Origin of the sequence: Robbsia betulipollinis (genome assembly GCF_026624755.1) — a bacterium.
GTDB lineage: Bacteria > Pseudomonadota > Gammaproteobacteria > Burkholderiales > Burkholderiaceae > Robbsia > Robbsia betulipollinis.
Window position 1 is genome coordinate 934,293 of sequence record NZ_JAPMXC010000001.1, and the last position, 25,326, is coordinate 959,618.

The 25,326-nt window shown below is 67.1% G+C and carries 13 protein-coding genes; 11 read left to right on the plus strand and 2 right to left on the minus strand.

Translation table 11 applies throughout. The annotated features are described in order from the left end of the window. Positions 1-131: 131 nt before the first annotated feature. On the plus strand, positions 132-1,436 hold the full coding sequence (locus tag OVY01_RS04055) for an EAL domain-containing protein (protein WP_267845829.1): 1,305 nt from the start codon (positions 132-134) through the stop codon (positions 1,434-1,436). Between the two features lie 29 nt (positions 1,437-1,465). On the opposite strand, the gene OVY01_RS04060 is transcribed toward OVY01_RS04055, so the two are convergent. After that, positions 1,466-1,957 carry a hypothetical protein gene (locus OVY01_RS04060; protein ID WP_267845831.1) on the minus strand — a complete coding sequence of 164 codons (492 nt, stop codon included), beginning with the start codon at positions 1,955-1,957 and terminating at the stop codon, positions 1,466-1,468. 38 nt (positions 1,958-1,995) lie between these two features. Here OVY01_RS04060 and OVY01_RS04065 point away from each other — a divergent pair, with 38 nt between their 5' ends. Together OVY01_RS04065 and OVY01_RS04070 are read left to right on the plus strand one after the other, a co-directional pair. Next, positions 1,996-2,223: a hypothetical protein gene (locus OVY01_RS04065; protein WP_267845833.1), complete on the plus strand. Its 228-nt coding sequence runs from the start codon at positions 1,996-1,998 to the stop codon at positions 2,221-2,223. A gap of 96 nt (positions 2,224-2,319) precedes the next feature. Then, entirely contained in the window at positions 2,320-2,478 is a 159-nt protein-coding gene (locus OVY01_RS04070) for a DUF3309 family protein (protein ID WP_267845835.1), read from the plus strand. A 53-nt stretch (positions 2,479-2,531) separates the two neighbouring features. Here the strand turns inward: OVY01_RS04070 and OVY01_RS04075 are convergent, their stop codons facing one another. Further along, positions 2,532-3,740, minus strand: coding sequence for a DNA topoisomerase IB (locus OVY01_RS04075; RefSeq protein WP_267845837.1), 1,209 nt, complete (start codon positions 3,738-3,740; stop codon positions 2,532-2,534). A 410-nt stretch (positions 3,741-4,150) separates the two neighbouring features. Here OVY01_RS04075 and glgA point away from each other — a divergent pair, with 410 nt between their 5' ends. The 8 genes from glgA (at position 4,151) to treY (ending at position 25,274) form a co-directional block, all read left to right on the plus strand. Continuing rightward, the gene (glgA, locus tag OVY01_RS04080; RefSeq protein ID WP_267845838.1) at positions 4,151-5,770 is read left to right on the plus strand and encodes a glycogen synthase GlgA; all 1,620 of its coding nucleotides are present in this window, start codon (positions 4,151-4,153) and stop codon (positions 5,768-5,770) included. A 235-nt stretch (positions 5,771-6,005) separates the two neighbouring features. Continuing rightward, positions 6,006-9,620: a maltotransferase domain-containing protein gene (locus tag OVY01_RS04085; protein WP_267845840.1), complete on the plus strand. Its 3,615-nt coding sequence runs from the start codon at positions 6,006-6,008 to the stop codon at positions 9,618-9,620. After that, entirely contained in the window at positions 9,617-13,006 is a 3,390-nt protein-coding gene (gene treS / locus OVY01_RS04090) for a maltose alpha-D-glucosyltransferase (RefSeq protein ID WP_267845842.1), read from the plus strand. Before OVY01_RS04085 ends, treS begins: the two co-directional genes overlap by 4 nt. Continuing rightward, positions 12,996-15,293, plus strand: coding sequence for a 1,4-alpha-glucan branching protein GlgB (gene glgB, locus OVY01_RS04095; protein ID WP_267845843.1), 2,298 nt, complete (start codon positions 12,996-12,998; stop codon positions 15,291-15,293). The genes treS and glgB overlap by 11 nt, the downstream gene beginning before the upstream one ends. A gap of 132 nt (positions 15,294-15,425) precedes the next feature. After that, positions 15,426-17,612, plus strand: a complete 2,187-nt coding sequence (glgX, locus tag OVY01_RS04100) for a glycogen debranching protein GlgX (RefSeq protein WP_267845844.1) — start codon at positions 15,426-15,428, stop codon at positions 17,610-17,612. Positions 17,613-17,761: 149 nt separating this feature from the next. Continuing rightward, complete coding sequence (gene treZ / locus OVY01_RS04105; RefSeq protein ID WP_267845845.1) at positions 17,762-19,651, plus strand: malto-oligosyltrehalose trehalohydrolase; 1,890 nt, start codon at positions 17,762-17,764, stop codon at positions 19,649-19,651. Beyond that, the gene (gene malQ / locus OVY01_RS04110) at positions 19,648-22,311 is read left to right on the plus strand and encodes a 4-alpha-glucanotransferase (protein WP_267845846.1); all 2,664 of its coding nucleotides are present in this window, start codon (positions 19,648-19,650) and stop codon (positions 22,309-22,311) included. The genes treZ and malQ overlap by 4 nt, the downstream gene beginning before the upstream one ends. Beyond that, a complete protein-coding gene (treY, locus tag OVY01_RS04115) occupies positions 22,308-25,274 on the plus strand; it encodes a malto-oligosyltrehalose synthase (RefSeq protein ID WP_267845847.1) in 2,967 nt (988 codons plus the stop codon). Before malQ ends, treY begins: the two co-directional genes overlap by 4 nt. Positions 25,275-25,326 lie beyond the last annotated feature (52 nt).

Here is a 25,326-nt window from a genome sequence, read left to right on the forward strand (position 1 = left end):
GACAAATTGCGCGGGCGACGACCGCGCACAAACCTTGCTTTATGCTCTCGACTCGCCAGACAGGGCGTTTCTTGCCCGGAGAACACCATGCTCGAGAATCCCAGGGACGTCCACCACGCGGGGACCCGCCGATGATCGGTTTTGCCCTCGCCGAAGACCTGCCCACGCCGCCGCGGCCGCTGATCGATGACGACGGCCGCCGGCGCACCGTCCGCTACGGCGGCCTCACGCTGTTCAGCGCCTTCGAGCCGATCTTCAGCGTCTCGCACATGCGCGCCGCCGGCTACGAGGCGCGGCTGCGCGCGCACGACGAACTCAATCAAAGCGTCTCGCCACTGGAGGTGTTCGGCCAGGCCGCGCGCCTGGGCGACCTGCTCGAACTCGACCGCCTGAGCCAGTCGCTGCACCTTGCCAATTTCCGCGGGCTGGAGCAGGAACAGGGTTGGCTGTTCCTCAACATCCATCCCGCCGCCATCGCCGACTTCCGCCACGGGACTGCGCTCATCGAGGAAATGAAGCGCCTCGACATTCCGCCGCAACGCGTGGTCCTGCAAATGCTCGAACAACCCAATCTCGATCCACGGCGGATGCTCGAAACCGTGCAGCTGTTCCGGCGTCACGGCTTCCTGATCGCGATCGACAGCTTCGGCGCCGGACATTCGAATATCGACCGCGTGTGGAAAGTCCAGCCGGATATCGTCAAACTGGACCGCAGCATGGTGTTGCAGGCCACGCAGCAGCCCCACGTGGCGCGCGTGCTGCCGGGCCTGGTCGCCCTGCTTCATGAGTCGGGACGACTGGTACTGGTCGAGGGCATCGCCAGCGAACAGGAAGCCCTGATCGCGATCGAGGCCAATGTCGACTTCGTCCAGGGCCACTACTTCGCCCGGCCCAGCGTCAGCGCAACGGATCCCGCGGCAGCTTATCGGCGCTTCGATCAGTTGATCGATCAATACCGGCTGCGCACCGCGGAACGCGAGCGCGACGAGAAGGACGAACTGGCGCCCTACGTGGCGGCCGTGGCCCTCGCCGCACGGCATCTGACCGAAGGCGCGCCGGTGGAGAACGCGTGCGCGCCCTTCCTGCGGCTGGCCGACGCGGCGCGCTGTTTCATACTCGACGAACGCGGGCGGCAGACCGGCGACAACCTGTTGCCGATGCGGCCCCTGCGGCCGCGCGCAAAGCGTTTCATGCCGCTGCTCAGTTCGGAAGGCGCGCGCTGGGACCGGCGCCCCTATTTCCAGCGTGCGGTTGCCGGCAGCGGCGAGGTACAGGCGACGCGCCCCTATCTGTCGATCAACGAGGCCCATCTGTGCGTCACGCTTTCGGTGGCGTATGCAGGGACCGATGGCCACACGCACGTCCTGTGCGCGGACATCGACTGGACGCGCCACGATCGCTCCACGCATGCACCGGTGGAGCTGGCGGTACGCTGACGCGCGTGGGCCGATTTCGGCGTCCGCGACTACCGGATGCTGCGCAAACGGGACGGCCCGGTATCCCGCCGCGCCGGATTGCCGTCGCCGCACGGCGTTGTTGCGACCGGGCGCGCGCCCATCAGCAACACGCCGGCCAGTTGACGCGCCAGCGCCTCGGTAGAGACCACCAGCACCCGCACCGAGAGCGGTTCGACCAGCGCACCGAGGGCCAGCCGCGTTTGCGAGCGGCGTTCGACCTCGCGCTCGATCGCCACCAATCCCAGACAGCGGGCCTGCAGTTCCCTGGCGTGCGCACGGATCCAGCAGCGCCGCGCCTGGCGGTCGGCCGGGCTCTCTACGGTATGGTCGCCATCATCCACGACGACGAAGGGCTGCCCCGCCGCCAACAAGCGGCGCATCGCCGCACACCAGGCAAACGCATGACCCGGATCGCCGGATCCGGCGAGCAGAACCACGGAAGGCGCGCCGTCATCGCGCGTGGGACGGGAAGCTGCGATCGAAGCGTTGCTGAGGGTCATGGCGGAAGCCCGGTCGAATGAACAATGGATGCAGTTTAATGAGAATAATTCTCATTATCAACATATTGTCGCGTTCTGCCTTCACGTCACGGATCGCTCGCCACGCGCCGCCATCGCGCGTCCCGATGCTGCAACCCGGCGCCGGTGCACGGCATCCGGCAAATTATACCGAAACGTCCTGGCAAAGCCTGTCGGCGCTTTCCCCTGCGATGCTTGAAATTATTTTCAAGTATCTGTTTTTAATAGTAATTAATCAACTGGTTTGAATATTGCTTATACAATTGAAGTCCGCGATCCATCATGCCACCGCTCGGGGGTGTCAGGCTGGCGGTAGAAAATCAAACACACACTAGGAACGCATCATGACCGTTGGAACCATTCTGCTGATCATCCTGATCCTGTTGCTGATCGGCGCCTTTCCGGCTTGGCCGCACAGCCGCAGCTGGGGCTATCGTCCGACCGGCTTCGTCGGCATCGTAGTGATCATCGTCATCATTCTGGTACTTACCGGCCGCCTGTAAGTCCGCGGGGCGCCGCCTGGCGCCTCCCCCTGCGCCAGGCGGCCCGATGCGTGTCACACGCACTTGCCATCCTGGCCACCTCCTGCACGCGGCGCACGCTTGCCCGCCGATGCTTCCAGCAATTTCTTCAATCGGCCGTTCTCCTCACCCACGATGGTTGCCGCCGGTGACCGGGCGACCTGCCGCGTCACGCGTTTCGCCTCGCGGGTCAACTGCTTGAGAAATTCCGTCAATGCAACTTCGTCGCGCTTCAAGCCGCGCTTGCCGCGGCCGAGCGGAACGGAGGCACTGTCCGACTCCGCATTCAACCTGCCCGATTCGTAGTATTCAAGCACGGCGGGATGCACGTAGCAGCGCCGGCAGACGGCGGGCGTGTTACCTAGGCGCGTCGCGATTTCCTTGATGGTACCGACGATATGATGGCGGGCGTCGGCCACCGTATCCCACGCCCGGGCACGTAGCGCCGCCAACGCAAATACGGTCCCGGCCCAGGTGCGGTAATCCTTGGCGGTGAACTCGCCGCCCGAGCAGACACGCAGGTAGTCGTTGATCGCGGACGAGTCCACCGTATGGCGCTCGCCGCCGTCGTCCAGATACTGGAACAACTCGTGTCCCGGCAACTCCATGCAACGCTTGATGATGCGCGCGACCTTGGGATCCGTGACCGCGACGTCGTGGTGGACGCCGCTCTTGCCGCGAAACTGAAACCGCACCGCCCCCGCCTGGATCTTCACATGACGGTTACGCAAGGTCGTCAGGCCGAAAGAATGGTTCTCGCGTGCATAGTCGGCATTGCCCACCCGGATCAAAGTGGTATCGAGCAACCGCACCACGGTGGCCAGTACCTTGTCGCGCGGCAGACCGCGCAGCGCCAGATCGCGGCTCACGCGCGCGCGGATACGGGGCAGCGCCGCGCCGAACGCCAGCATCCGTTCGTATTTGTTGGCATCGCGTGCTTCACGCCACCGCGGATGATAGCGGTACTGCTTGCGACCTCGTGCGTCCCGGCCCGTCGCCTGTAAATGACCCCGGGGATCCGCGCAGATCCATACATCCCGGTAGGCAGGCGGAATGGCCAGCGCATGGATCCGTGCAATTTCCGCCGGCGCATCGACCGGCCGTCCGTGCACATCGAAATAGGCGAATGCACCGCGCACGAGCCGCCGCGTCAGGCCAGGCCGACTATCGTCTACGTAGTGGAGATCCGCCGGCAGCGCTTCCGCACAGGGCGGGCAGGCAGCGTCGGCGATTGGGCGCGCCACAGGGCGCGCTGAGGGGGTTATCTTGGCCACGATCCTATCCTGATGGCTGTCGCACTAGCAAAATCTACGCCCAAATGCCAAACTGCCCTGCTCGACCGTCGCGGGATGTGACGCAACGTCGCGGACCGGAACGCGACACTTTCCTCGCGTGAAACATCCGGGCGACACAGTGCGAAAACCCGCACAAGCCGTGTAACGGCGTGTAAAAGGCGAGCACGCGATGTCAGTTTTACAGCGGGCGAAGCGGGGTGACGCCGGCGCTCCCCACGGAGCAATGGCATCGACTGCGGGTTTCGCCTGAGGCCATTCTGGCATGACGATTGCTTACACAATAACGAAGAAGTATTATTAATCGACGCCGCGTCGTGACTCCCCAGGGAGCGACGCTGGATCCAGCCCCGGAGACTATCTTGCCAATTCACGTACTTCTGGTTGCCTCCGAAGCGCTGCCGCTAGCGAAGACCGGCGGGCTGGGCGATATGCTGAGCGCATACGCCCCGGCCTTGCAGGAAGGCGGCGTCGATGCAACGATCATCCTGCCCGGCTATCCCGAGGCGATCGCCCGCGCCGACAAGGTCGAGCACGTCTGCATGCTCGAGGGACTGCCCGGCGGCGACGCCGAGCTGCTGCGCGCCCGCATGCCCGACACCGGAATGCCGGTGCTGCTGGTCAGGGCCGATGCGTTATATGACCGCAGCAGCCTTTACCAGGATCCAAATGGTGCAGAGTGGGCCGACAATGCGGTGCGTTTTGCCACGCTGAGCGCTGCCGCGGTGCGCGTGGCGCAGGGTGTGCCGGGCGTGCGCAAGGTCGATCTGGTGCACGCGCACGACTGGCACGCCGGTCTGACGCCCCTGCTGATGAAACTCGCCGGCGTCACGACGCCCAGCGTCTTCACGATCCACAACCTCGCGTTCCAGGGAAACTATCCGCTCGAGATGGGCGCGCAACTGGGCATTCCGGCGGAATTGCTGACCGCCGATCCCCGTTCGTCCGACAGCATCGAGTTCTACGGACAGTTGAGCTTCATGAAAGCCGCCATCCGCTATGCGGATCGCATCACCACGGTGAGCGAGACCTACGCGCGCGAAATCCTGACGCCGCGTTTCGGCCATCTCATGGAAGGCGTGCTGCAGGAATGCGCGGCGAAGGTCTCCGGCATCATGAACGGCATCGACATCAACACCTGGGATCCGGCGCGCGACCCGATGATCCCGCGGCACTTCGGTATCGACGAAATGCGCGGCAAGCACGTCTGCAAGCGCGAGTTGCAACAGGTCTTCGGCCTGCCGACGGACCCGTTCGTACCGCTGCTGGCGATCGGCAGCCGCCTGACCTGGCAGAAGATGGGCGACCTGGCGCTCGACTCGATCGAGGCCCTGATGCAAAATTACCCGCGTCTGCAGGTGGTCGTGCTGGGCAAGGGCGAGGTACGTCTCGAGCAGGCCATGATGCGCCTCGCGCAGCGCTATCCGGACCGCGTTGCGGTGTATGTGGGCTACGACGAGCGGCGCGCGCATCTGCTGCATGCCGGCGCCGACATCCTGCTGCATGGCAGCCGTTTCGAGCCCTGCGGCCTGACGCCGATGTACTCGATGCGCTACGGTACGATTCCGGTGGCGTCGCGCGTCGGCGGCCTGGCCGACAGCATCGTCGACCAGGGTCCCAACCTGTCGGTGCATACCGCACCGGACGTCAAGCGCACGGGCGCGCCCTTCCCGCGCGCGGCAACCGGCTTTCTGTTCGACGGCGAGACCGCGGATGCCATGACGCAGGCGGCCAGCCGCGCGATCGAAGCATTCATGCGGCCCTCGTCCTGGCGCAACCTGCAACGCAACGCGATGCGCGCGGACTTCACCTGGGACGCACCGGTAGCGCGCTACGCGGCACTGTACGCGGGCCTGTGCGGTGAACGGCCGAGCCGATCGCTACCGAAAGTGCGGGCGTCGGTAGCGCGCCAGGTCGCCGCGAACGATCTACGCGACCGCCGGCGCGCGCACACGCCGGTGCTCGCGCAACGCACCGCGTAGGTGCGGCGGCGGAACCGCCGCATGCGACACAATACGACAAACAGGCGACATTCAAGACCGGTGGTCGGAGACACAAACGAAGTAGCAACGCCCCTGCGACTGCTTCCTTTGCCCCGCATCGTCGAGTCACGTGATAAACGTGGCGATCTTCCGGGCAAGCAGTCGCGTGTTCGACCAGGCCGAACATGCGCTTTCATGCCGCGACGGATCGCCCTTAACAGGAGACATCCGGCCGATGGACCTCGATAGCGCCTTCGCTCCCCGCATTTATTACATCCACCCCCTGCTTCTCGGCTCATTGACCGACTGGGGTCCGCATCTGGACCGCGCCGCGGCCATGGGCTTCGATCACGTACTGATCGCCCCGCCATTCCTGCCTGGAGACGCGAACGATCTGTTCGTCACCCAGGACCATCATCGCCTGCACCCCGCTCTCGAAGACGACGGAGATGCGAACGCCTGGCTGGGCAGGCTGGTGGACGCCACGCGCGCGCGCGGCATGTCACTATTGCTCGACGTCGCGCTCGACCGCATCGCCGCCGAATCGGGACTGTACCGCGACCAGCCGCACTGGTTCCATCCGCCTGGCGGCCCCGAACGCCGGATCGACCCGCGCGCGCCCAGCCAGGAGCACGTCGCGTTCGCCGACTTCGGCAATCCGGAGGCGACCGACCAGTTGATCGACTGGTGGTCCGGCCAGTTGCGCGGTTACGCCGACGTCGGCGTCGCGGGTTTCCGTTTCGACGCACTGCGCGGCATTCCCGCCCACGTGTGGCGCCGCCTGGGCGCGGCGCTGCGTGAGAGCCATCCGCCGACGCGCCTCCTCGCCTGGACACCCGGTCTGGGACGCGACGAACTCGCGGCCCTCGAGGACGCGGGTTTCGATTCGGTCTTCTCGTCGGTGCGCTGGTGGGATTTCCGCGCGGACTGGCTGGTCGAGGAACAATCGGCGCTCGCCCGCGTCGCGGCGCCGATCGGTTTTCCCGAAGCGCCGTTCGACAGGCGTCTGTTCGCCGATCTGCCCGCCACCGCGAGCGTGGCGGTCGTCGAACGCGCCTATGAACGCGCGCTGAGCACGGTGGCCGGCATCGGCACCGGCTGGCTGTTGCCGATGGGTTTCGAGTTTGGCGCATCGCAGCCCTTCCGGCGCGATCACACCGCGGCCAACGGCCCCCGCAACGTAGCACGCGACGAGTTCCGACAACTCCTCGCCCAGCCCCGTTTCGACCTGCAGCAGCGGATCGCCGAATTGAACCGCCTGATGCAGAGCGTCCCGGTGCTCGGCAGTGCCGGCGTACTGAGCGCGCTGACCGGACCCGATGCGCGGGCCACCGCCCTGCTGCGTACCAGCGGACCCGACCCGCGCACGGCCGAACGTGCGGTGTTGATCGTCGTCAACCCGGATTTGCAGCAGGAAACGATCGCCAACGCCCATCACTTCATCGAAGGCATTCCCGGCGAGTTCACCCTGTTCGCGCCGCTGCAGTCGCTCGGTTCCGGCAGCGACCACGGCGCCGAATCCGCCTCGTCCTCCGATACCGGCCGTTTCGCGACCCTGCGGCCCTTCCGCCTGGCGCCCGGCGCGATCCGCCTGTTCGACGCGCATCGTTCGCCGGCGATCGTCAATGCCCCGGCGCACGGCAACGCCGCCGACGCGGCGACGGATCGCCGTTCGACGATCGATGCCGTGCAGGTGCCGCGCATCGCCATCGAGGCGGTCAGCCCGGCGGTCGACGGTGGCCGCTTTCCGGCGAAACGCGTGGTGGGTGAACGCGTTCCGCTCGAAGCGGACATCTTCATGGACGGGCACGACAAGATCGCGGCGGTCGCCCTCTGGCGCGAAGCGGGCACCGAGGAATGGCGGGAACTGCCGTTGCGGCCGCTCGGCAACGACCGCTGGGCTACGCGCTTGCCCCTGCTGCGCCTGGGTGCCTACGAGTTCACGATCGAAGCATGGCGCGACACCTTCGGCACCCTGGTCGACCATATCGTCAAGAAACAGACCGCCAAGCAGGACGTCGCGCTGGAGATCGAGGAAGCCCGCCTGCTGTTCGAATCGATTCTGAACGCTGCCGCCCCTGTCGGCGCGGCCGGCATTGCCGGCGAGGAAGAAGCGGCGATGACGCCGGAAGTCCAGGCCGCGGACCGCAGGGCGGGCAGGAAGCCCGCCGTCAAGGCTGCCGTTCCGAAAACCGTTGCCCAGCCCGAGACCGTCCAGCGCGCCATCACTGCCCCGACCGCGGCGCTGCAGGATGTCATGCGGGAATTCGCCGTCGCCTCGGCCGAACGCAAGCTGGCGATCGTGCTCGACGACGCGACCCGCGCAGCGGTCGCGCAGACCCGGCACCGCGATTTCCAGGTGCGCCACACGGCCGTGCTGTCGATCCAGGCCGAACGCGCGGCCGCGCGTTATGCGAACTGGTACGAACTGTTCCCCCGCTCGCAATCGGGCGACCCGCACCGCCACGGTACGTTCATCGACGTCATCCCGCGCCTGCCCGACGTCAGCGCGATGGGCTTCGACGTGCTGTACTTCCCGCCGATCCATCCGATCGGCTTGGCCAACCGCAAAGGCCCGAACAACACGCTGACGCCGGGGCCCGACGACGTCGGCAGCCCCTACGCGATCGGCTCGGCGGACGGCGGCCACACGGCGATTCATCCGGAACTCGGCAGCTTCGACGATTTCAAGAGCCTGCTCAACGCCGCGCGTTGCCACGGTCTGGAACTCGCCCTCGATTTCGCGATTCAGTGCTCGCCCGATCACCCCTGGCTGCAGGAGCATCCGACCTGGTTCGCCTGGCGCCCGGACGGCACGCTGCGCTATGCGGAAAATCCGCCGAAGAAATACCAGGACATCGTCAACCCCGACTTCTATGCGGCCGACGCGGTGCCCGAGCTGTGGCTGCAACTGCGCGACGTGGTGCTGTTCTGGATCGGCGCCGGCATCAACATTTTCCGCGTCGACAATCCGCACACCAAGCCGCTGCCGTTCTGGGAATGGATGATCGGCGAAGTGCGCCGCCGGCACCCGCAGGTCATCTTCCTGTCCGAGGCGTTCACGCGCCCCAAGGTCATGAACCGGCTGGCGAAGGTGGGTTTCTCGCAGTCCTACACGTATTTCACCTGGCGCGAAACCAAGCAGGATTTCGTCGACTATCTGACGGAGTTGACGCAAACGCCGGTGCGCGAGTATTTCCGGCCGAATTTCTTCGTCAACACGCCGGACATCAATCCGCGCTTTCTGCAGCGCTCGGGACGCGCCGGCTTCGTGTTGCGCGCCGCGCTCGCGGCGACGCTGGCCGGCGTCTGGGGCGTCTACAGCGGCTTCGAACTGTGCGAGGCCGCGGCCCTGCCGAACAGCGAGGAATACCTGGATTCCGAGAAGTACCAGATCCGTAGCTGGGACTGGCAGCGCCCGGGCAACATCATCCGCGAAATCACCTTGTTGAACCGCATCCGCCGCACCAATCCGGCGCTGCACACGCATCTGAACATCACGTTCCTGCCATCGTCGAATCCGAACGTATTGTTCTTCGAGAAAGCGACCGAGAACCGCGACAACGTGCTGCTGGTCGCCATCTCGCTGGTGCCGGAAGGGATACAGGAATCGAACGTGGAAGTGCCGTTGTGGAAATGGCAGCTGCGCGACGATGACGCGCTGCTCGCCGACGACCTGGTCAGCGGCGAACGGCTTGAACTGCGCGGCAAATACCAGACCATCCGTCTGGATCCGCAGGCCATGCCGTTCGCGATCCGTCGGGTGTTCGCGCCTGCGATTCCGGGACGCATCCCGGGCGGCGTCGGCCGCATCGACGCCGACGAAGAGGACTTGGGAGCAGCACAATGAAACACCAGAAAGTGGCTTTATTGAAGGACGACGCGCTGTGGTACAAGGACGCGATCATCTATCAGCTTCACGTGAAATCGTTCTTCGACTCGAACAACGACGGCGTGGGCGATTTTCCCGGTCTGCTGTCCAAGCTCGACTACATCGCCGAACTGGGCGTGGACGTGATCTGGCTGCTGCCGTTCTACCCGTCGCCGCGGCGCGACGACGGCTACGACATTTCGGACTACCGCGGCGTGCATCAGGATTACGGCACGCTGAACGATTTCAAGCGTTTCATCCACGAGGCGCACGCACGCGGGCTGCGCGTGATTACCGAACTGGTCATCAACCACACCTCGGATCAGCATCCGTGGTTCCAGCGCGCACGCCTGGCCAAGCCCGGTTCGAACCACCGCGACTACTATGTCTGGTCCGATACCGACAAGAAGTACGAGGACACGCGGATCATCTTCAACGATACGGAAACCTCGAACTGGACGCATGATCCGGTCGCCGGCGCCTACTACTGGCATCGCTTCTATTCGCACCAGCCGGACCTGAACTTCGACAATCCGAAGGTGCTGCAGGAAGTGCTGTCGGTGATGAAGTTCTGGCTGGAAATGGGCGTGGACGGGCTGCGGCTCGACGCGATTCCGTACCTGGTCGAGCGCGACGGCACGAACAACGAGAACCTGCCGGAGACGCATACGGTCTTGAAAAAGATCCGCGCGAGTCTCGACGCCGCCTTCCCGAACCGGATGCTGCTGGCCGAAGCCAATCAATGGCCCGAGGACGTACAGGAATATTTCGGCCAGGGCGACGAATGCCACATGGCGTTCCATTTCCCGCTGATGCCGCGCATCTACATGGCGATCGCGAGCGAGGACCGCTTTCCGATCACCGACATCATGCGGCAGACGCCGGAGATTCCGGAAGGCTGTCAATGGGCGATCTTCCTGCGCAACCACGACGAGCTGACGCTCGAGATGGTGACCGACAAGGAACGCGACTACCTGTGGAACACGTATGCGAGCGACCGCCGCGCGCGCATCAACATGGGCATCCGCCGGCGTCTCGCGCCGCTGCTGGAGCGCGATCGCCGACGCATCGAGCTGATCAATTCGCTGCTGTTGTCGATGCCCGGTACGCCGGTGATCTACTACGGCGACGAAATCGGCATGGGCGACAACATCCACCTCGGCGACCGCGACGGCGTGCGCACGCCGATGCAGTGGTCGTCGGACCGCAACGGCGGCTTCTCCCGCGCCGATCCGGAGCAACTGGTGCTGCCGCCGGTGATGGGCTCGCTGTACGGCTTCGACGCGGTCAACGTCGAGGCGCAGAGCCGCGACCCGCACTCGCTGCTGAACTGGATGCGTCGGATGCTGGTCACGCGTCGCGCGAAACAGGCGTTCGGCCGGGGCCGGGTGCGCTTCCTCAAGCCCGCCAACCGCAAGGTGCTGGCCTATCTGCGCGAACTCGACGGCGAAGCGCCGCTGCTGTGCGTGGCGAATCTCTCGAGCGCGCCGCAAGCGGTCGAACTCGATCTGTCGGAGTTCGCCGGACACGTGCCGGTGGAGTTGACCGCGGACTCCGCCTTCCCGCCGATCGGCCAGCTGACCTATCTGCTGACGCTGCCGCCATACGGCTTTTACTGGTTCAATCTTTGTGCGGGCGCGGCACGTCCGACATGGAGCACCATGCCTTCCGAACAACTTTCCGAATTCGTCACCTTCGTGGTGCGCAAGGGCGTGCAGCTGCCCAGCGCCGACGCCCAGCAGCGCACGCTCGAAACCGAGGTCCTGCCGACCTATCTCGGTATGCGCCGCTGGTTCGCCGCCAAGGACGCGAAGCTGCTGGCCGTGCGCCTGCCGTATTACACGTTGATGGCGCCGGGCATCGCCAACCTGATGCTGGCCGAGGTCGAAGTCGATCTGCAGACCAAGCAGGGCACGCGCACCGACCGCTACTTCCTGCCGATGGGCATCTGCTGGGACGGCTCGACCACGTCGCCCCTGCCCCAGCAACTGGCATTCGCCCGTCTGCGCAGCGGACGCACCGTCGGCCATCTGACCGACGCGTTCGCACTGCGCGAACTTCCCGAGGCGATGCTCCGGATGCTGCGCGAGAACGCGCGCGTGCAGACGCCGCAGGGCGAAGTGCGCTTCGAACCGAGTTCGGCGCTCGACGCGGTGAAGTTCGCCGAACCGCTGGAGATCCGCTGGCTGTCGGCCGAGCAGAGCAACAGCTCGCTGGTGATCGACGAACAGGCGGTGCTCAAGCTGGTGCGCCGCATCGTGCCGGGCATCCACCCCGAGGCGGAAGTCAGCCGTTACCTGACCGAACGCGGCTTCGCCAACACCGCGCCGCTGCTCGGCGAGGTGGTGCGGGTCGACGAACACGGCACGCCCAACACTCTGGCGATCCTGCAGGGATATATCGAGAACCAGGGCGATGCGTGGAACTGGGCGCTCGATTATCTGCGCCGGGTCACGCACGACCTCGCCGTGGCGGTGTCGATGGACGCCAACACCAACGCCACGCCGGCGCGCAGCGAGGAGTATCACGATTCGATCGAGAACTACGGCGCGATGGTCGGCTCGATCGGCAAGCGTCTGGGCGAACTGCACGCGTTGCTCGCGCAACCCAGCGACAATCCGGCGTTCGCGCCCGAAGTGGCGAGCGCGGCCGACATCAAGGGCTGGGTCGACGAGACCCATGCGCTCCTGAGCGAATCGCTCGACATCCTGACGCACAGTCTCGACAAACTCGATCCCGACGGCCGGGCGCTCGCGGAGAGCCTGCTGGCGCGACGCGTGAAGCTGCTCGCCGCGGTCGGCAAGATCGTCGGCAAGAAGCCGCAGGCGCTGAAGACGCGCATCCATGGCGATTTCCACCTCGGCCAGGTGCTGGTGGCGCAGCTCGACGCCTATCTGATCGACTTCGAGGGCGAGCCTGCGCGGCCGGTCGACGAGCGGCGCCGCAAGATGAGCCCGTTCCGCGACGTGGCCGGCCTGCTGCGTTCCCTGTCCTACGCGGGCGCCGCCGCGATGCCCGCGGAACTCGCGCCGCTGCCGGCCACCGATCGCCGGCGCGCACTGCTCGAGCGTTTCAGCGCCCGGGCGCGCGAACACTTCCTGGAAGCCTATCGCCAGGAAATCGCCAAGGCACCGCAGCCGCTTGCCGACGCGGCGACCGAGGGCGCGTTGATCGATCTCTTCCTGGTCGAGAAAGCCGCCTATGAAATCCGTTACGAAGCCGCCAATCGTCCGACCTGGCTGAACCTGCCGATTCGCGGCCTGGCCGCGCTGGCCGCCCGCCTGCTGGGCGACACCAGTACCTCGGCCGCCTCCGACGTGGCGGGCAATACTGAATTTGACGGAGATGAAGACCATGCAGGATAAGGCCCCGCGCGAGTTGCAGACGCCACCGGCCATCGAGCCGGCGTCCCCCATCGAGACGGGCACCGCGACCGCCGTGTCGCCGGCGACCGGCCTCGGTCAGCACGACATCGATGCGTTGGTCGAAGCACGCCACTGGGATGTATTCGCCGTACTCGGCGCGCATGCCAACGAGGCCGGCACCTTCGTGCGCGCGATGCTGCCCGGCGCGCAACGCGTCACGGCGATCGACACCACGGGCAAGACACTCGGCGAGCTGACGCTGCTGCACCCGGCGGGCCTGTTCGCCGGGCCGGTGACGTTCGATTCGGCACCCGGGCAGGCAGCGGGCAGCACGCCCTACCGCCTGCGCATCGAGTGGGCCGGCGGCACGCAGGAAACCGCCGACGCCTATGCGTTCGGCACGCTGCTGCCTGACCAGGATCTGGAACGCCTGTCGTGGGGCGATCCGGCTGGCGTCGAGCTCTGCCTGGGCGCCCGGGTGCTGACGATCGACGGCGTGAGCGGCGTGCGCTTCGCCGTCTGGGCACCGAACGCGCGGCGGGTCTCGGTGGTGGGCGACTTCAACGGCTGGGATGGCCGCCGGCAGCCGATGCGGCTGCGCCAGCGCTTCGGCGTCTGGGAAATCTTCGTTCCGGGCATCGGCGCAGGAACGCGCTATAAATTCGAAATCGCCGCGGCCGACGGCCGGGTCCTGCCGCTCAAGGCCGACCCGGTCGCGCGCCAGACCGAGCGTCCGCCCGCCACCGCCTCCATCGTCGCCGCCGACGACGCGGACGTCACCTGGACCGACGCCGAATGGATGGCCGGGCGTGCCGCACGGCAAACGCCGAGCGCGCCGATCGCCATCTACGAGGTGCATGCCGAATCATGGATGCGCCTGCCGGAAGAACAGAACCGCGCGCTGAATTGGGAAGAACTGGGCGACCGGCTGATCCCGTATGCGAAATCGCTCGGCTTCACCCACCTGGAATTCCTGCCGCTGGCCGAGCACCCGTTCGGCGGCTCGTGGGGCTATCAGCCGCTGGGACAGTTCGCCCCGTCCGCGCGTTTCGGTTCACCGGAACAATTCGCGCGCTTCGTCGACCGTGCCCACAACGAGGGGCTAGCGGTACTCGTCGATTGGGTCCCCGCGCATTTTCCGAACGATGCGCACGGCCTGATCGAATTCGACGGCACGCCGCTTTACGAGCATGCCGACCCGCGCGAGGGCTACCACCCCGACTGGAACACCTGGATCTACAACCTCGGGCGCAACGAGGTCTCGGCGTTCATGCTGGCCTCGGCGCTGTCCTGGCTGAAGCGTTTTCACGTGGACGGGCTGCGCGTGGATGCGGTGGCGTCGATGCTCTATCGCGACTACAGCCGCAAGGAAGGCGAGTGGGTGCCGAACAGCAACGGCGGCCGCGAGAACTACGAGTCGATCACCTTCCTGCGCCGGCTGAACGATGAAGTGCACGCGCATGCGCCGGGCGCGATCACGGTCGCCGAGGAATCCACGTCCTGGCCGGGGGTGACCGCGCCGGTCGCCGAAAACGGTCTGGGTTTCGATTTCAAATGGAATATGGGCTGGATGCACGACACGCTCAATTTCATGCAGTGCGACCCGCTCTATCGCCAGTATCATCATCACGAGATGACGTTCGGCATGGTGTACGCGTACTCCGAGCGTTTCGTGCTGCCGCTCTCGCACGACGAAGTGGTGCACGGCAAGGGCTCGCTGCTCGGCAAGATGCCGGGCGACCGCTGGCAACGTTTCGCGAACCTGCGTGCCTATCTCGGCTTCATGTGGGCGCACCCCGGCAAGAAGCTGCTCTTCATGGGCGGCGAATTGGGCCAGCTCGCCGAGTGGAACCACGACGCGATGCCGCACTGGCATCTGCTCGACGACGATCTGCACGCGGGCATCCAGCGCGTGGTGGGCGACCTCAACCGCCTCTACACGAAAGAGCCGGCCCTGCACGCGAGCGACAGCGATCCGGACGGTTTCTTCTGGCTGGTCGAGAACGACTCGGCCAACAGCGTGTTCGCCTTCGCGCGGCGCGAAGGCGACAGCACCGTGGTCGCGATCACGAACCTGACGCCGGTGCCGCGCGAACACTACCGCATCGGCCTGCCGCACGAGGGCTACTGGCGCGAGGTGCTCAACACGGACGCGGCGCTCTATGGCGGCACCAACCTGGGCAACGGCGGCGGCGTGCGCGCCTCGGCCGAACCCGCGCACGGTCAGCCCTGGTCCGCGACCTTCACCCTGCCGCCGCTCGCGACGCTCATCATCGCCTCACCCTGAGCCTGCGCGCGGGCGTCTGCATGAGGCCCGCGCATTCTGCGCGGCCGTTACGTCATGTTGCACGGCGGCATGCGTTCACCGCCGCCGGGCGGCGGCATGCGTGTGCGGCCGGTATCCGCCAAGGAGTGTTCGATGATTCCGGACCGTTTGTTTTCCGGCCAGCCCTATCCACTGGGCGCTACCTGGGACGGCCTCGGCACCAACTTCGCGGTCTTCTCCGCGAACGCCACGGCGATCGATCTGTGCATCTTCGACCCGTCCGGCAAACGCGAGATCGCGCGCCTGCGGCTGCCCGAATGCACCAACGAGGTCTGGCATGGCTATCTCCCCGACGTCCATCCCGGCCTGCTCTACGGCTATCGGGCGCATGGCCCCTACCAGCCGCATCACGGGCACCGTTTCAACCCGAACAAGCTGCTGCTGGACCCCTACGCGAAACAGTTGCAGGGCGCCCTGCGCTGGTCCGACGCGCTGTTCGGCTATCGGCTGAATTCCAACCGCGAGGATCTTTCGTTCGACCGGCGCGACAGCGCCGCGGGCATGCCGAAATGCGTCGTGGTGAATGACCATTTCGACTGGAACGAGGACCGCCGCCCCGCGCGGCCGTGGTCCGATACCGTCATCTACGAGGCCCATCTGCGCGGCATTTCCGCCAGCCGCGCGGAAGTCCTGCCGCCCCAGCGCGGCACCTTCGCCGCGCTGGCCCATCCCGCCTTCATCGATCACCTGCTGGCGATCGGCGTCACCGCGCTCGAACTGATGCCCGTGCACGCCTTTTTGCAGGACCGCTTTCTGGTCGAGAAACGCCTGCGCAATTACTGGGGCTACAGCACGCTGTCGTTCTTTGCCCCGGAGCCCTCCTACCTCGCGCAGGGCTCGGTCCCCGCGACGAACGCCTCGCTGTCGACCCTGCCGCCTCTCAACGAGATGCGCGTCGCGATCCGCAAGCTCCACGCCGCCGGGATCGAAGTCATCCTCGACGTCGTCTACAACCACACCTGCGAGGGCAGTGGGCTCGGGCCGACGCTCTCGTGGCGCGGGTTGGACAATGCCAGTTACTACCGGCTCGTGCCGGGCGACGAGCGCCGCCATATCGACGATACCGGCTGCGGCAACACGGTCAACATCTCGCACCCGCGCGTGCTGCAGATGGTGATGGATTCGCTGCGCTACTGGGCCGAGGCGTTTCGCATCGACGGCTTTCGTTTCGACCTCGGCGTCACGCTGGGTCGCGAAGGCACGGGCTTCGATCCGGGCTCGGGTTTCTTCGACGCGATTCAGCAGGATCCCGTACTGTCGCGCCTGAAACTGATTTCGGAGCCCTGGGACCTGGGTCCCGGCGGCTATCAGCTGGGCTGCCATCCGCCAGGCTTCGGCGAATGGAACGATCGCTTTCGCGACGGTGCGCGGCGCCTGTGGCGCGGCGACCCAGGCCAGCGTCCCGAGTTCGCCGCGCGCCTGACGGGCTCGGCCGACCTCTTCCAGCGCCGGCACCGGCGGCCATGGGCCTCGATCAACTATATCGCCTCGCACGACGGGTTCACCGCGACCGATCTGGTGACCTACTGTCACAAGCACAACGCCGCGAACGGCGAGGACAACCGCGACGGCCACAACGAAAACTGCAGCGCGAACTGGGGCGTCGAGGGTCCGAGCGACGATCCGGCCATCGTGCAGCGCCGCTCGCGGGTGCTGCGCGCGATCCTCGCGATGCCTTTCGTCTCGCTTGGCACCCCAATGCTCGCCGCCGGCGACGAATTCGGCCGCAGCCAGCACGGCAACAACAATGCGTACTGCCAGGACAACAGCCTGTCCTGGGTCGACTGGCAGGCGGCCGCCGGTGCCGAACAGCGCGCCCTCACCACCTTCGTCGCCGAACTGGCCGCGTTGCGCCGCGCCTATCCCGTACTGCGCGACCCGCACTTCCTCACCGGCACGCACGCGCTGGCGCCCGGCCTGCACGACGTCGCCTGGTTCGACGACCAGGGGCAAACGATGACGATCGACGCATGGAACGACGCCACGGGGCGCACCCTCATCTGTCGGCGCGTCGGGGCATCGGCCAGCGGGCGGCTCGACGTCCTGCTGCTGCTGTTCAACGCAAGCGACGCCGATGGGGTTTTCACGCTGCCGCCGCCGGCCTACGACTGGCGAATCGTGCTCGACACCGCCGAACCCCCCCGTTCCCGGGCCGACTCGCCGGCCTGGGCGCCGCCCGTGGACAATACCTGCTTCATGCATGCGCACGCATTGACCATCCTGGCCGCGCGTGCCGTACGCCCTGCCGCGCAGACCATGCCGGGCGTCACGAACCCGTGAAAGGCACGTCATAGCCGGGGTCACGTCGCGCGGCAATGGGAGCGGGCACGGAATGTGCAAACCTGGATTCGCAAACATCAGGGCGCCACGTGCGTAGTGCGGTGGCGAGGGCCCCGCAGGACACCAGGCGCCAACGAGGGAGTAAGAGGATGTCCGAACATACTATCGACGCAAACCGTCACCATTTCACCCGCACGCTGCCATTCGGCGCCCAGATGATCGGCGCGGAGCGCGCGCGCTTTCGCCTGTGGGCACCCAGCCGCGACACGGTCGCGCTGGAAATCGACGGCCAGCCCGCGCGCGCGATGACCGCCGGCGCCGGCGGCTGGTTCGAAATCGAAACCGATTGCCAGCCCGGCGCGCGCTACCAGTACCGCTTCGACGAATCGCTCGTCGTGCCGGACCCGGCGTCGCGCTTTCAGCCCGACGACGTGCATGGCCCGAGCGTGGTGGTGGACCCCACCAGCTACCACTGGCAGCATCCCGAATGGCACGGTCTGCCGTGGGAAGAAACGGTCCTGTACGAACTGCACGCGGGCGCCTGCGGCGGTTACCGCGGCGTCATGGAAAAACTGCCCGCGCTGCGGGCGCTAGGCGTCACCGCGGTCGAACTGATGCCGCTGAACGATTTCCCGGGCGCGCGCAACTGGGGCTACGACGGCGTCCTGCCCTTCGCGCCCGACGCGACCTATGGCTCGCCCGACGAGCTGAAAGCGCTGATCGATACCGCGCACGGTCTGGGCATGATGGTGTTCCTGGACGTGGTCTACAACCACTTCGGCCCGGACGGCAACTACCTGCACGCATACGCGGAACCGTTCTTCAAGGCCGGTACCCACACGCCGTGGGGACCCGCGATCGACTTCGACCGGCCCGAGGTGCGCGACTTCTTCTTCGAAAACGCGCTGTACTGGTTGATGGAATACCGCTTCGACGGCCTGCGCCTGGACGCCGTTCATGCGATCGACAACGACGGCTGGCTGCGCGAGCTGTCCGAGCGCGTGCAGTCCAGCGTCGAAGACGGCCGTCATGTGCACCTCGTACTGGAAAACGAGCGCAACACGTCGAGCCTGCTGGTTCAGCATTTCCAGGCGCAATGGAGCGACGACGCGCACAACACGATGCACGTGCTGCTGACCGGCGAGACCGAAAGCTATTACGAGGCATTCGCCGAGCAGCCGCTGCACAAGCTCGCGCGCGTGCTCGGCGAGGGATTCGTCTACCAGGGTCAGGCTTCCCCGATTCACGATGGCGAAACCCGGGGCGAGCCGAGCGCTTCCCTGCCGCCGACGGCCTTCGTTTTCTTCCTGCAGAATCACGATCAGGTAGGCAACCGCGCCTTCGGCGAACGCTTGCGACTCCTGACCAACGACGATGCCCTGCGCGCGGCTACCGCGTTGATGCTGCTTTCGCCGCAAATTCCGATGCTGTTCATGGGCGAGGAAAACGGCGCGCGCGAACCGTTCTTCTTCTTCACCGGATATTCCGGCGAGCTCGCGGATGCGGTCCGCGAGGGACGCCGCAAGGAATTCGCGAAGTTCGCCGCCTTCAACGACGAAGCGCGTCGGGAGGAAATTCCGGACCCGAACGCCGAGAGCACCTTCGAGCGCTCGCGCCCGCGCTTCGTGCCGGCCGACGCCGTCGCGCAGGCCACGGGCACGCCTACCGACGACGATGCGCAGGCCTGGCTCGCGTTCTACCGCGACGCGCTCGCGGTCCGGCACCAGCACGTGATTCCCGGTCTGCATGGCGGCGCGCAGCCGCTTGGCGCCGAAGTGTTCGCGGCGTCGGACGCCGATCCCCGCGCCGGCGCCATCATCGCGCGCTGGCGGCTTGGCACCGGCGCGATTCTCACGATCGCCGTCAACCTGTCGGCCGATGACGTAGCGGCGCCCGCGGTGTTGGCCACGCCCATCTATCAAGTCCCGGCACAGGCCGGGGCGGCGCTTGCCGCGGGACGCGTGGCGGCGCACAGCTGCGTGGTCACGCTGGAGAAGCTGGCCGGCGATGCCGCACGAACCACGGAGCCGCCACAATGAACGATCGCACGCCGGACCACGAACCCGATCACGCACCGGCCCTGCCGCCGGGCATCGCCACGCTCGCCGAGCGCGCTGGCTTTCAGATCGACTGGGAAGACGCGCATGGCGCGGCGCAACGCGTTCCCGACGCGATGCTGGCGACGCTGCTCGAACGGCTCGGACTGCCCTGCCGCAGCGAGGCGACGCTGCGCGAGAGCCTTGCCACGCTGGACGCCGAATCGCCCGCGCGGCGACTGCCGCCCCTGCTGACCGCGGTGGTCGGCGAAGATATCGTGCTGCCCGCCGGCCTGGTGCCGGCCCACGCGCCCTATAGCGTCGAGCTGGAGAATGGCGAGCGTATCGAAGGTACCGTCGCCGCCCTGCCCGGCACCGCCGCGGCGTCATCCGCCGATGCGGCCACCGCCGCCACCGCCGCCACGGTCCGGATCGCGCCGATCGACCGCGCCGGCTATCACACCCTGAAACTGGCCGACCGCGAGGTACGCCTGGCCGTCGCGCCGCCGCGTTGTTTCAGCGTTGCCGATGCGTTGGCCCATGCGCCTGCCGCCTCGGGAGCCGATGCGACCGAGGCCGCCGGCGCCGTGGGCGCGCTGCCCGCGCATACGCCGCATGTGCAGTTCACGCCGCGCGTGTGGGGCATCAGCGCCCAGGTCTACGGTTTGCGCCGCGAGGGCGACGCCGGCGTGGGCGACTTCACCGCCTTGCAGATGCTCGCCCGCCAGGGTGCGCAGGCGGGCGCCGGCGCGGTGGCGATCAGCCCGATGCATGCGATGTTTTCCGCCGACCCCGGCAAGTTCAGCCCGTACTCGCCGTCGAGCCGCCTGTTCGTCAACGTGCTGCATATCGACCCGGCGGCCCGGTTCGGCCAGGAGGCCGCACGCGCCGCCATCGCCTCGCTGGACCTGTCGCCGACGTTGAGCGAGCTGGAAAACGCGCCGCTGATCGATTGGCCCGGCGTTGCACGGGCCCGCCTCGCCATCCTGCGTGTCCTGTTCGATCAGGCGCGTGCCGGCAAGGACGCCATGCTCGACGACTTCAAGCGTTTTTGCGAGGCCGGCGGCGACGCGCTCGAAAACCACGCGCGCTTCGAGGCCCTGCACGCGCACCTGATCGCACAGGCGGCCGAGGCGAAAGAGCCCAACGGGACGGGTGCCGAGTCGCCGTCGGAAGATGCTCCGAATCCCCGTGACTGGCGCCGCTGGCCCGCCACGCTGCGCGATGTCGGCAGCCCGGACGTAAGCGCTTTCGCGACCGCCCACCGGGACGAGATCGACTTCCACCTGTTCCTGCAATGGCTGGCCGACGCCGGCCTGGCGGATGCGCAGCGCGCCGCGCGCGAGGCGGGCATGCCGATCGGCCTGATCGCCGATCTGGCCGTGGGATGCGATGCCTCCGGCAGCCAGACCTGGAGCGATCCGGCATCGATGCTGCAGGGATTGTCCGTCGGCGCCCCGCCCGATCTTTTCAATCAGGCCGGCCAGGCCTGGGGCCTGACCACCTTCTCGCCCCGGGCGCTGGTGAATGGCGGTTTCGCCGCCTTCATCGATATGGTGCGTCATGCGTTCGCCCACGCGGGCGGGATCCGCGTCGATCACATCCTCGGCCTGCGACGCCTCTGGCTGGTTCCGGAAGGCGAATCCGCGCGCAACGGCGCCTACCTGCTGTATCCGATCGAGGATCTGCTGCGGCTGCTGGCGCTGGAGTCCTGGCGCTACCATGCCGTGGTCATCGGCGAGGACCTCGGCACCGTGCCGGACGGGCTGCGCGAGCAGCTCGCGGGCGCCGGCCTGCTGGGCATGCGCGTGCTCTGGTTCGAACGTACCAGTCCCGAGGTCCCGGGAACGGATGATGCGGTCCTGGGTGCCCGTATCGGTGGCCCGTCCGACATCGCCGACATCACCGATCTGAGCGATCTGGCCGGCCTCGGGGCCGTCACCGATATCGCCGGCATCGTCAGCCTCTCCGACGAAAACGACGAAAACGACGAAAACGACGAGGCCGGCGAGGCCGACGCGCACGAGCCCGAGGCGCCGGAAGCGGACGCGCCGCAGGCAGAGGCGGACGAGCCGGAGGCGGAACTTGAAAGCCTGGACGCCGACACCCCCGACGCACCGGACGCGGGCGACGATGCGTCCCTCGCGAACCGTGTTTCCGAAGTCCGCGACCCGTTCGTCGCACCGGATTCCTGGTCCACCGACGCGATCGCCATGACCACCACGCACGACCTGCCGACCATCGCCGGCTGGTGGGCGGGACACGACATCGTCTGGCGGGAGCGCATCGGTCAGTCCAGCGGCGGCCAGGAAGGCGTGCAGCGCGAGCAGACCGAGCGCCTGAGCGACCGTGCGCTGCTGTGGCGCGCCTTGCGCGACGCGGGGATCGTCCCCGCCGGTACGCCCGAGCCCGAACACCCGCCGGTGGATGCGATCCTGCGTTTCGTCGCGGCCACCGCGGCGCCGCTCGCACTGTTCCCGCTGGAAGATCTGCTGGGGCTCGCGGACCAGCCCAACCTGCCTGGCTCGACCGACGAGCATCCCAACTGGCGCCGTCGCCTGCCTTTCTCCCTGAACCGGCTGCTTGGCGCCGATCCGCATGCGGATCCGGTGCACGGGCGCCTCCGACTCATCGACTCGACTCGTCACTCGCACCGTTCATGACTTCCCCGATCCCGACTCCGAACCCGACCCCGCCTTCGACGCTCCAGTCGACCCTGCGCCTGCAGTTCCACAAGGATTACACCTTCGCCGACGCGTTGCAGTCGATCGACTACTTCGCCGCGCTGGGTGTAAGCCACCTGTACGCCTCGCCGATCACCACCTCGCAGCCGGGGTCGACCCATGGCTACGACACGGTCGACTACACGCGCGTGAACGCGGCGCTGGGCGGCGAGGACGGACTGCGCCAGCTTGTCGCGGCACTGCGCACGAAAGGCATGGGCCTGATCATCGACATCGTGCCCAACCACATGGGCGTGGGCGGCGCCGACAATGCGTGGTGGCGCGACATCCTCGAATGGGGACGACATGCCGCGCACGCGCGCTACTTCGATATCGACTGGCATTCGCCGGACCCCGCGCTACGCGGCAAGGTGCTCGCGCCCTTTCTGGGCGAATCGTTCGGCGACGCGCTGGCGGGCGAGAAGATCGTGCTGCATTTCGATGCCGCCGACGGACGTTTCTACGCCGACTACTACTCGCATCGTTTCCCCATCTGTCCCACCGACTACCCGCGCATCCTGGAATCCGCCGCGGCGCCCGAACTGCGGCGTCTGAGCGAGCAGTTCGAACGGCTCGGCAACGCGCCCGAAGACCAGGCGCAGGCCGAGCAGAGCCGGCACGCGCTGCGCGATTTCGCCGCGAGCGACAGCGGTCGAAAGGCCGTCGACGCGGCGCTCGAAGCGTTCGCCGCCGGCACCCCGACCGGGCGCGAGGCCCTGCAGCGCCTGCTCGATCACCAGCATTACCGTCTGTCCTCCTGGCGCGCGGCCGCCGACGAGGTCAACTGGCGGCGCTTCTTCGACATCAGCGCGCTCGCCGGAATGCGCGTCGAACGCGCGGAGGTTTTCGACGCCAGCCACGCGCTGGTGCTGCGGCTCTACGCCGAGGGTCTGATCGACGGCGTACGCATCGATCACGTCGACGGCCTGGCGGAGCCGCGCGAATATTGTCAGCGTCTGGCCGCACGCCTGGTAGCGGCGCACGCGCAGCGCCCCGCGGCGTTACGCGCGATGCCGCCCTATCTGGTCGTGGAAAAAATCCTCGCCCGCGGCGAAGCGATGCGCACGGATTGGCAGATCGACGGCACCACGGGCTACGACTTCATGAACGACGTCGGCGCGCTGCTGCATGACGCGAACGGCGCGGCGCCGCTCGCGCAAACGTGGGCGGAAGTCTCCGGCCGCTCGCCGAGATTCAGCGACGAAGCGCTGCCGGCGCGCCGCAAGGTGCTGGCCGAAAACCTCTCGGCCGAACTCGACCGCACCGCGCGCGCCCTGCACCGCATCGCACGCGACAACCCGTCCACACGCGACTACTCGTTCACCGCGATCCGCCGGGTACTGACCGAACTCGCCGTGCATTACCCCGTCTACCGGATCTATCCGGTCGAACTCACCCGCAGCGTGGAAGACGAGAAGTACTTCTCGGTCGCGCGCGACGGCGCCCGGGCCGCCCTGCGGCCGGCGGATCATGCCTTGCTCGATCAGATCGACGAATGGCTGGGCGCTCCCGCGAAGCACGGCGCCAAACCCGGCAAGCCGGGTGCCGGCAACGCGGTAACGCCGGACGACGACGCCGCGGGCGAAGACGGGTTGGAAAGCGCACCGGACAAGACCCCGCGCGACCCACGCATCGCGCAACGCCGCATCGCACTGACGTTGTTCTCGCAACTCACCTCGCCGGTGGCGGCGAAATCGGTCGAGGACACCGCCTGTTACCGCTACGGCCGTCTGATCTCACGCAACGAGGTAGGCGCCGACCCGGACGATTTCGCCTTGTCAGTGCCGGCGTTTCACGCGATCAATGCGGACCGGGCGGCCCATTTCCCGCATGCGATGCTTACGACCGCGACGCACGACCACAAGCGCGGCGAAGACGTCCGCGCGCGAATCGCCGCGCTGTCGGAGCTGCCCGCGCAATGGGCCGCGACGCTGCACCGCTGGTCCGCGATGAATGCGCCGGCGGCCGACGGCGGCCCGGGCCCGGGCTTCGAATCGATGCTGTATCAGACGCTGCTCGGGTGCTGGCCGGCGGACCTGTCGGCGGACGACGCCGAGGCCATCGCGGCGCTTGCCGAGCGCGTGGCGGCGTGGCAGGAAAAAGCCTTGCGCGAAGCCAAGCTCGACACCGACTGGTTCGCGCCGAACGAGCCGTACGAAAAGGCATGTCGGTCCTTTCTGAACGCGATCCTGGCGCCGCAGGCGCGCGCCGGGTTTCTGCAGGCGTTGTCCGACTTCGTCCGCGCGCTCGCGCCCCTGGGCGTGATCAACAGCCTGCAGCAAACCTTGCTGCGGCTGACCTCGCCGGGCATTCCGGACCTGTACCAGGGCACCGAATTGTGGGACATGACGCTGGTCGACCCGGACAACCGGCGGCCGGTCGACTACCCGCTGCGCGCCCGCTTGCTGGAACAGGCAACCGCCCTGCCGGCGGCGCAGATGCTCACGCACTGGCAGGACGGACAGATCAAGCAGACCGTGATTCATCGCGCGCTGCTGCTGCGCCAGCGCGTGCCGGCGCTGTTCCTGGAAGGCGACTACCTGCCGCTGGAAGTGACCGGCACGCATGCGGGGTCGGTGCTGGCGTTCGCACGGCGTCATGGCCCGCACTGGGCGATCACGGTGGTCACGCGGCTGGCGGCGCGGCTGCTGGGAACGGACAAGCAGATCGATGCACTCGGAGACGGCGCCAGCGTGGCGGCCACGCTGCCGCGCGTCGACGCCGCGGCCTGGGGCGATACCCGGCTGGTGCTGCCGGCCGCGTTGCAGGCAACGGCGCTGTTCGATCACCTCGGACAGGTACAGCATCGCTTGCAGCGCGCAGCCGGAAATCAGGCGACGCTGGAGATCGGCGCAGTGTTGGCCGCACTGCCCGTCGCGCTGTTGTCGACCGTGGAAGCCTGAAGCAGGCAGGGCCGGGAACGTCCGGGGAAACGCAGCCGGTCGTCACCCCGGC

Bases quoted from the DNA above. Each gene is read 5' to 3' on its own strand.
- glgB (WP_267845843.1), top strand. From the start codon at position 12,996: ATGCAGGATAAGGCCCCGCGCGAGTTGCAGACGCCACCGGCCATCGAG.
- OVY01_RS04065 (WP_267845833.1), top strand. From the start codon at position 1,996: ATGAGAATAATTCTCATTATCAACATATTGTCGCGTTCTGCCTTCACG.
- OVY01_RS04070 (WP_267845835.1), top strand. From the start codon at position 2,320: ATGACCGTTGGAACCATTCTGCTGATCATCCTGATCCTGTTGCTGATC.
- treS (WP_267845842.1), top strand. From the start codon at position 9,617: ATGAAACACCAGAAAGTGGCTTTATTGAAGGACGACGCGCTGTGGTAC.
- OVY01_RS04055 (WP_267845829.1), top strand. From the start codon at position 132: ATGATCGGTTTTGCCCTCGCCGAAGACCTGCCCACGCCGCCGCGGCCG.
- malQ (WP_267845846.1), top strand. From the start codon at position 19,648: ATGAACGATCGCACGCCGGACCACGAACCCGATCACGCACCGGCCCTG.
- OVY01_RS04060 (WP_267845831.1), bottom strand. From the start codon at position 1,957: ATGACCCTCAGCAACGCTTCGATCGCAGCTTCCCGTCCCACGCGCGAT.
- glgX (WP_267845844.1), top strand. From the start codon at position 15,426: ATGATTCCGGACCGTTTGTTTTCCGGCCAGCCCTATCCACTGGGCGCT.
- OVY01_RS04085 (WP_267845840.1), top strand. From the start codon at position 6,006: ATGGACCTCGATAGCGCCTTCGCTCCCCGCATTTATTACATCCACCCC.
- treY (WP_267845847.1), top strand. From the start codon at position 22,308: ATGACTTCCCCGATCCCGACTCCGAACCCGACCCCGCCTTCGACGCTC.
- treZ (WP_267845845.1), top strand. From the start codon at position 17,762: ATGTCCGAACATACTATCGACGCAAACCGTCACCATTTCACCCGCACG.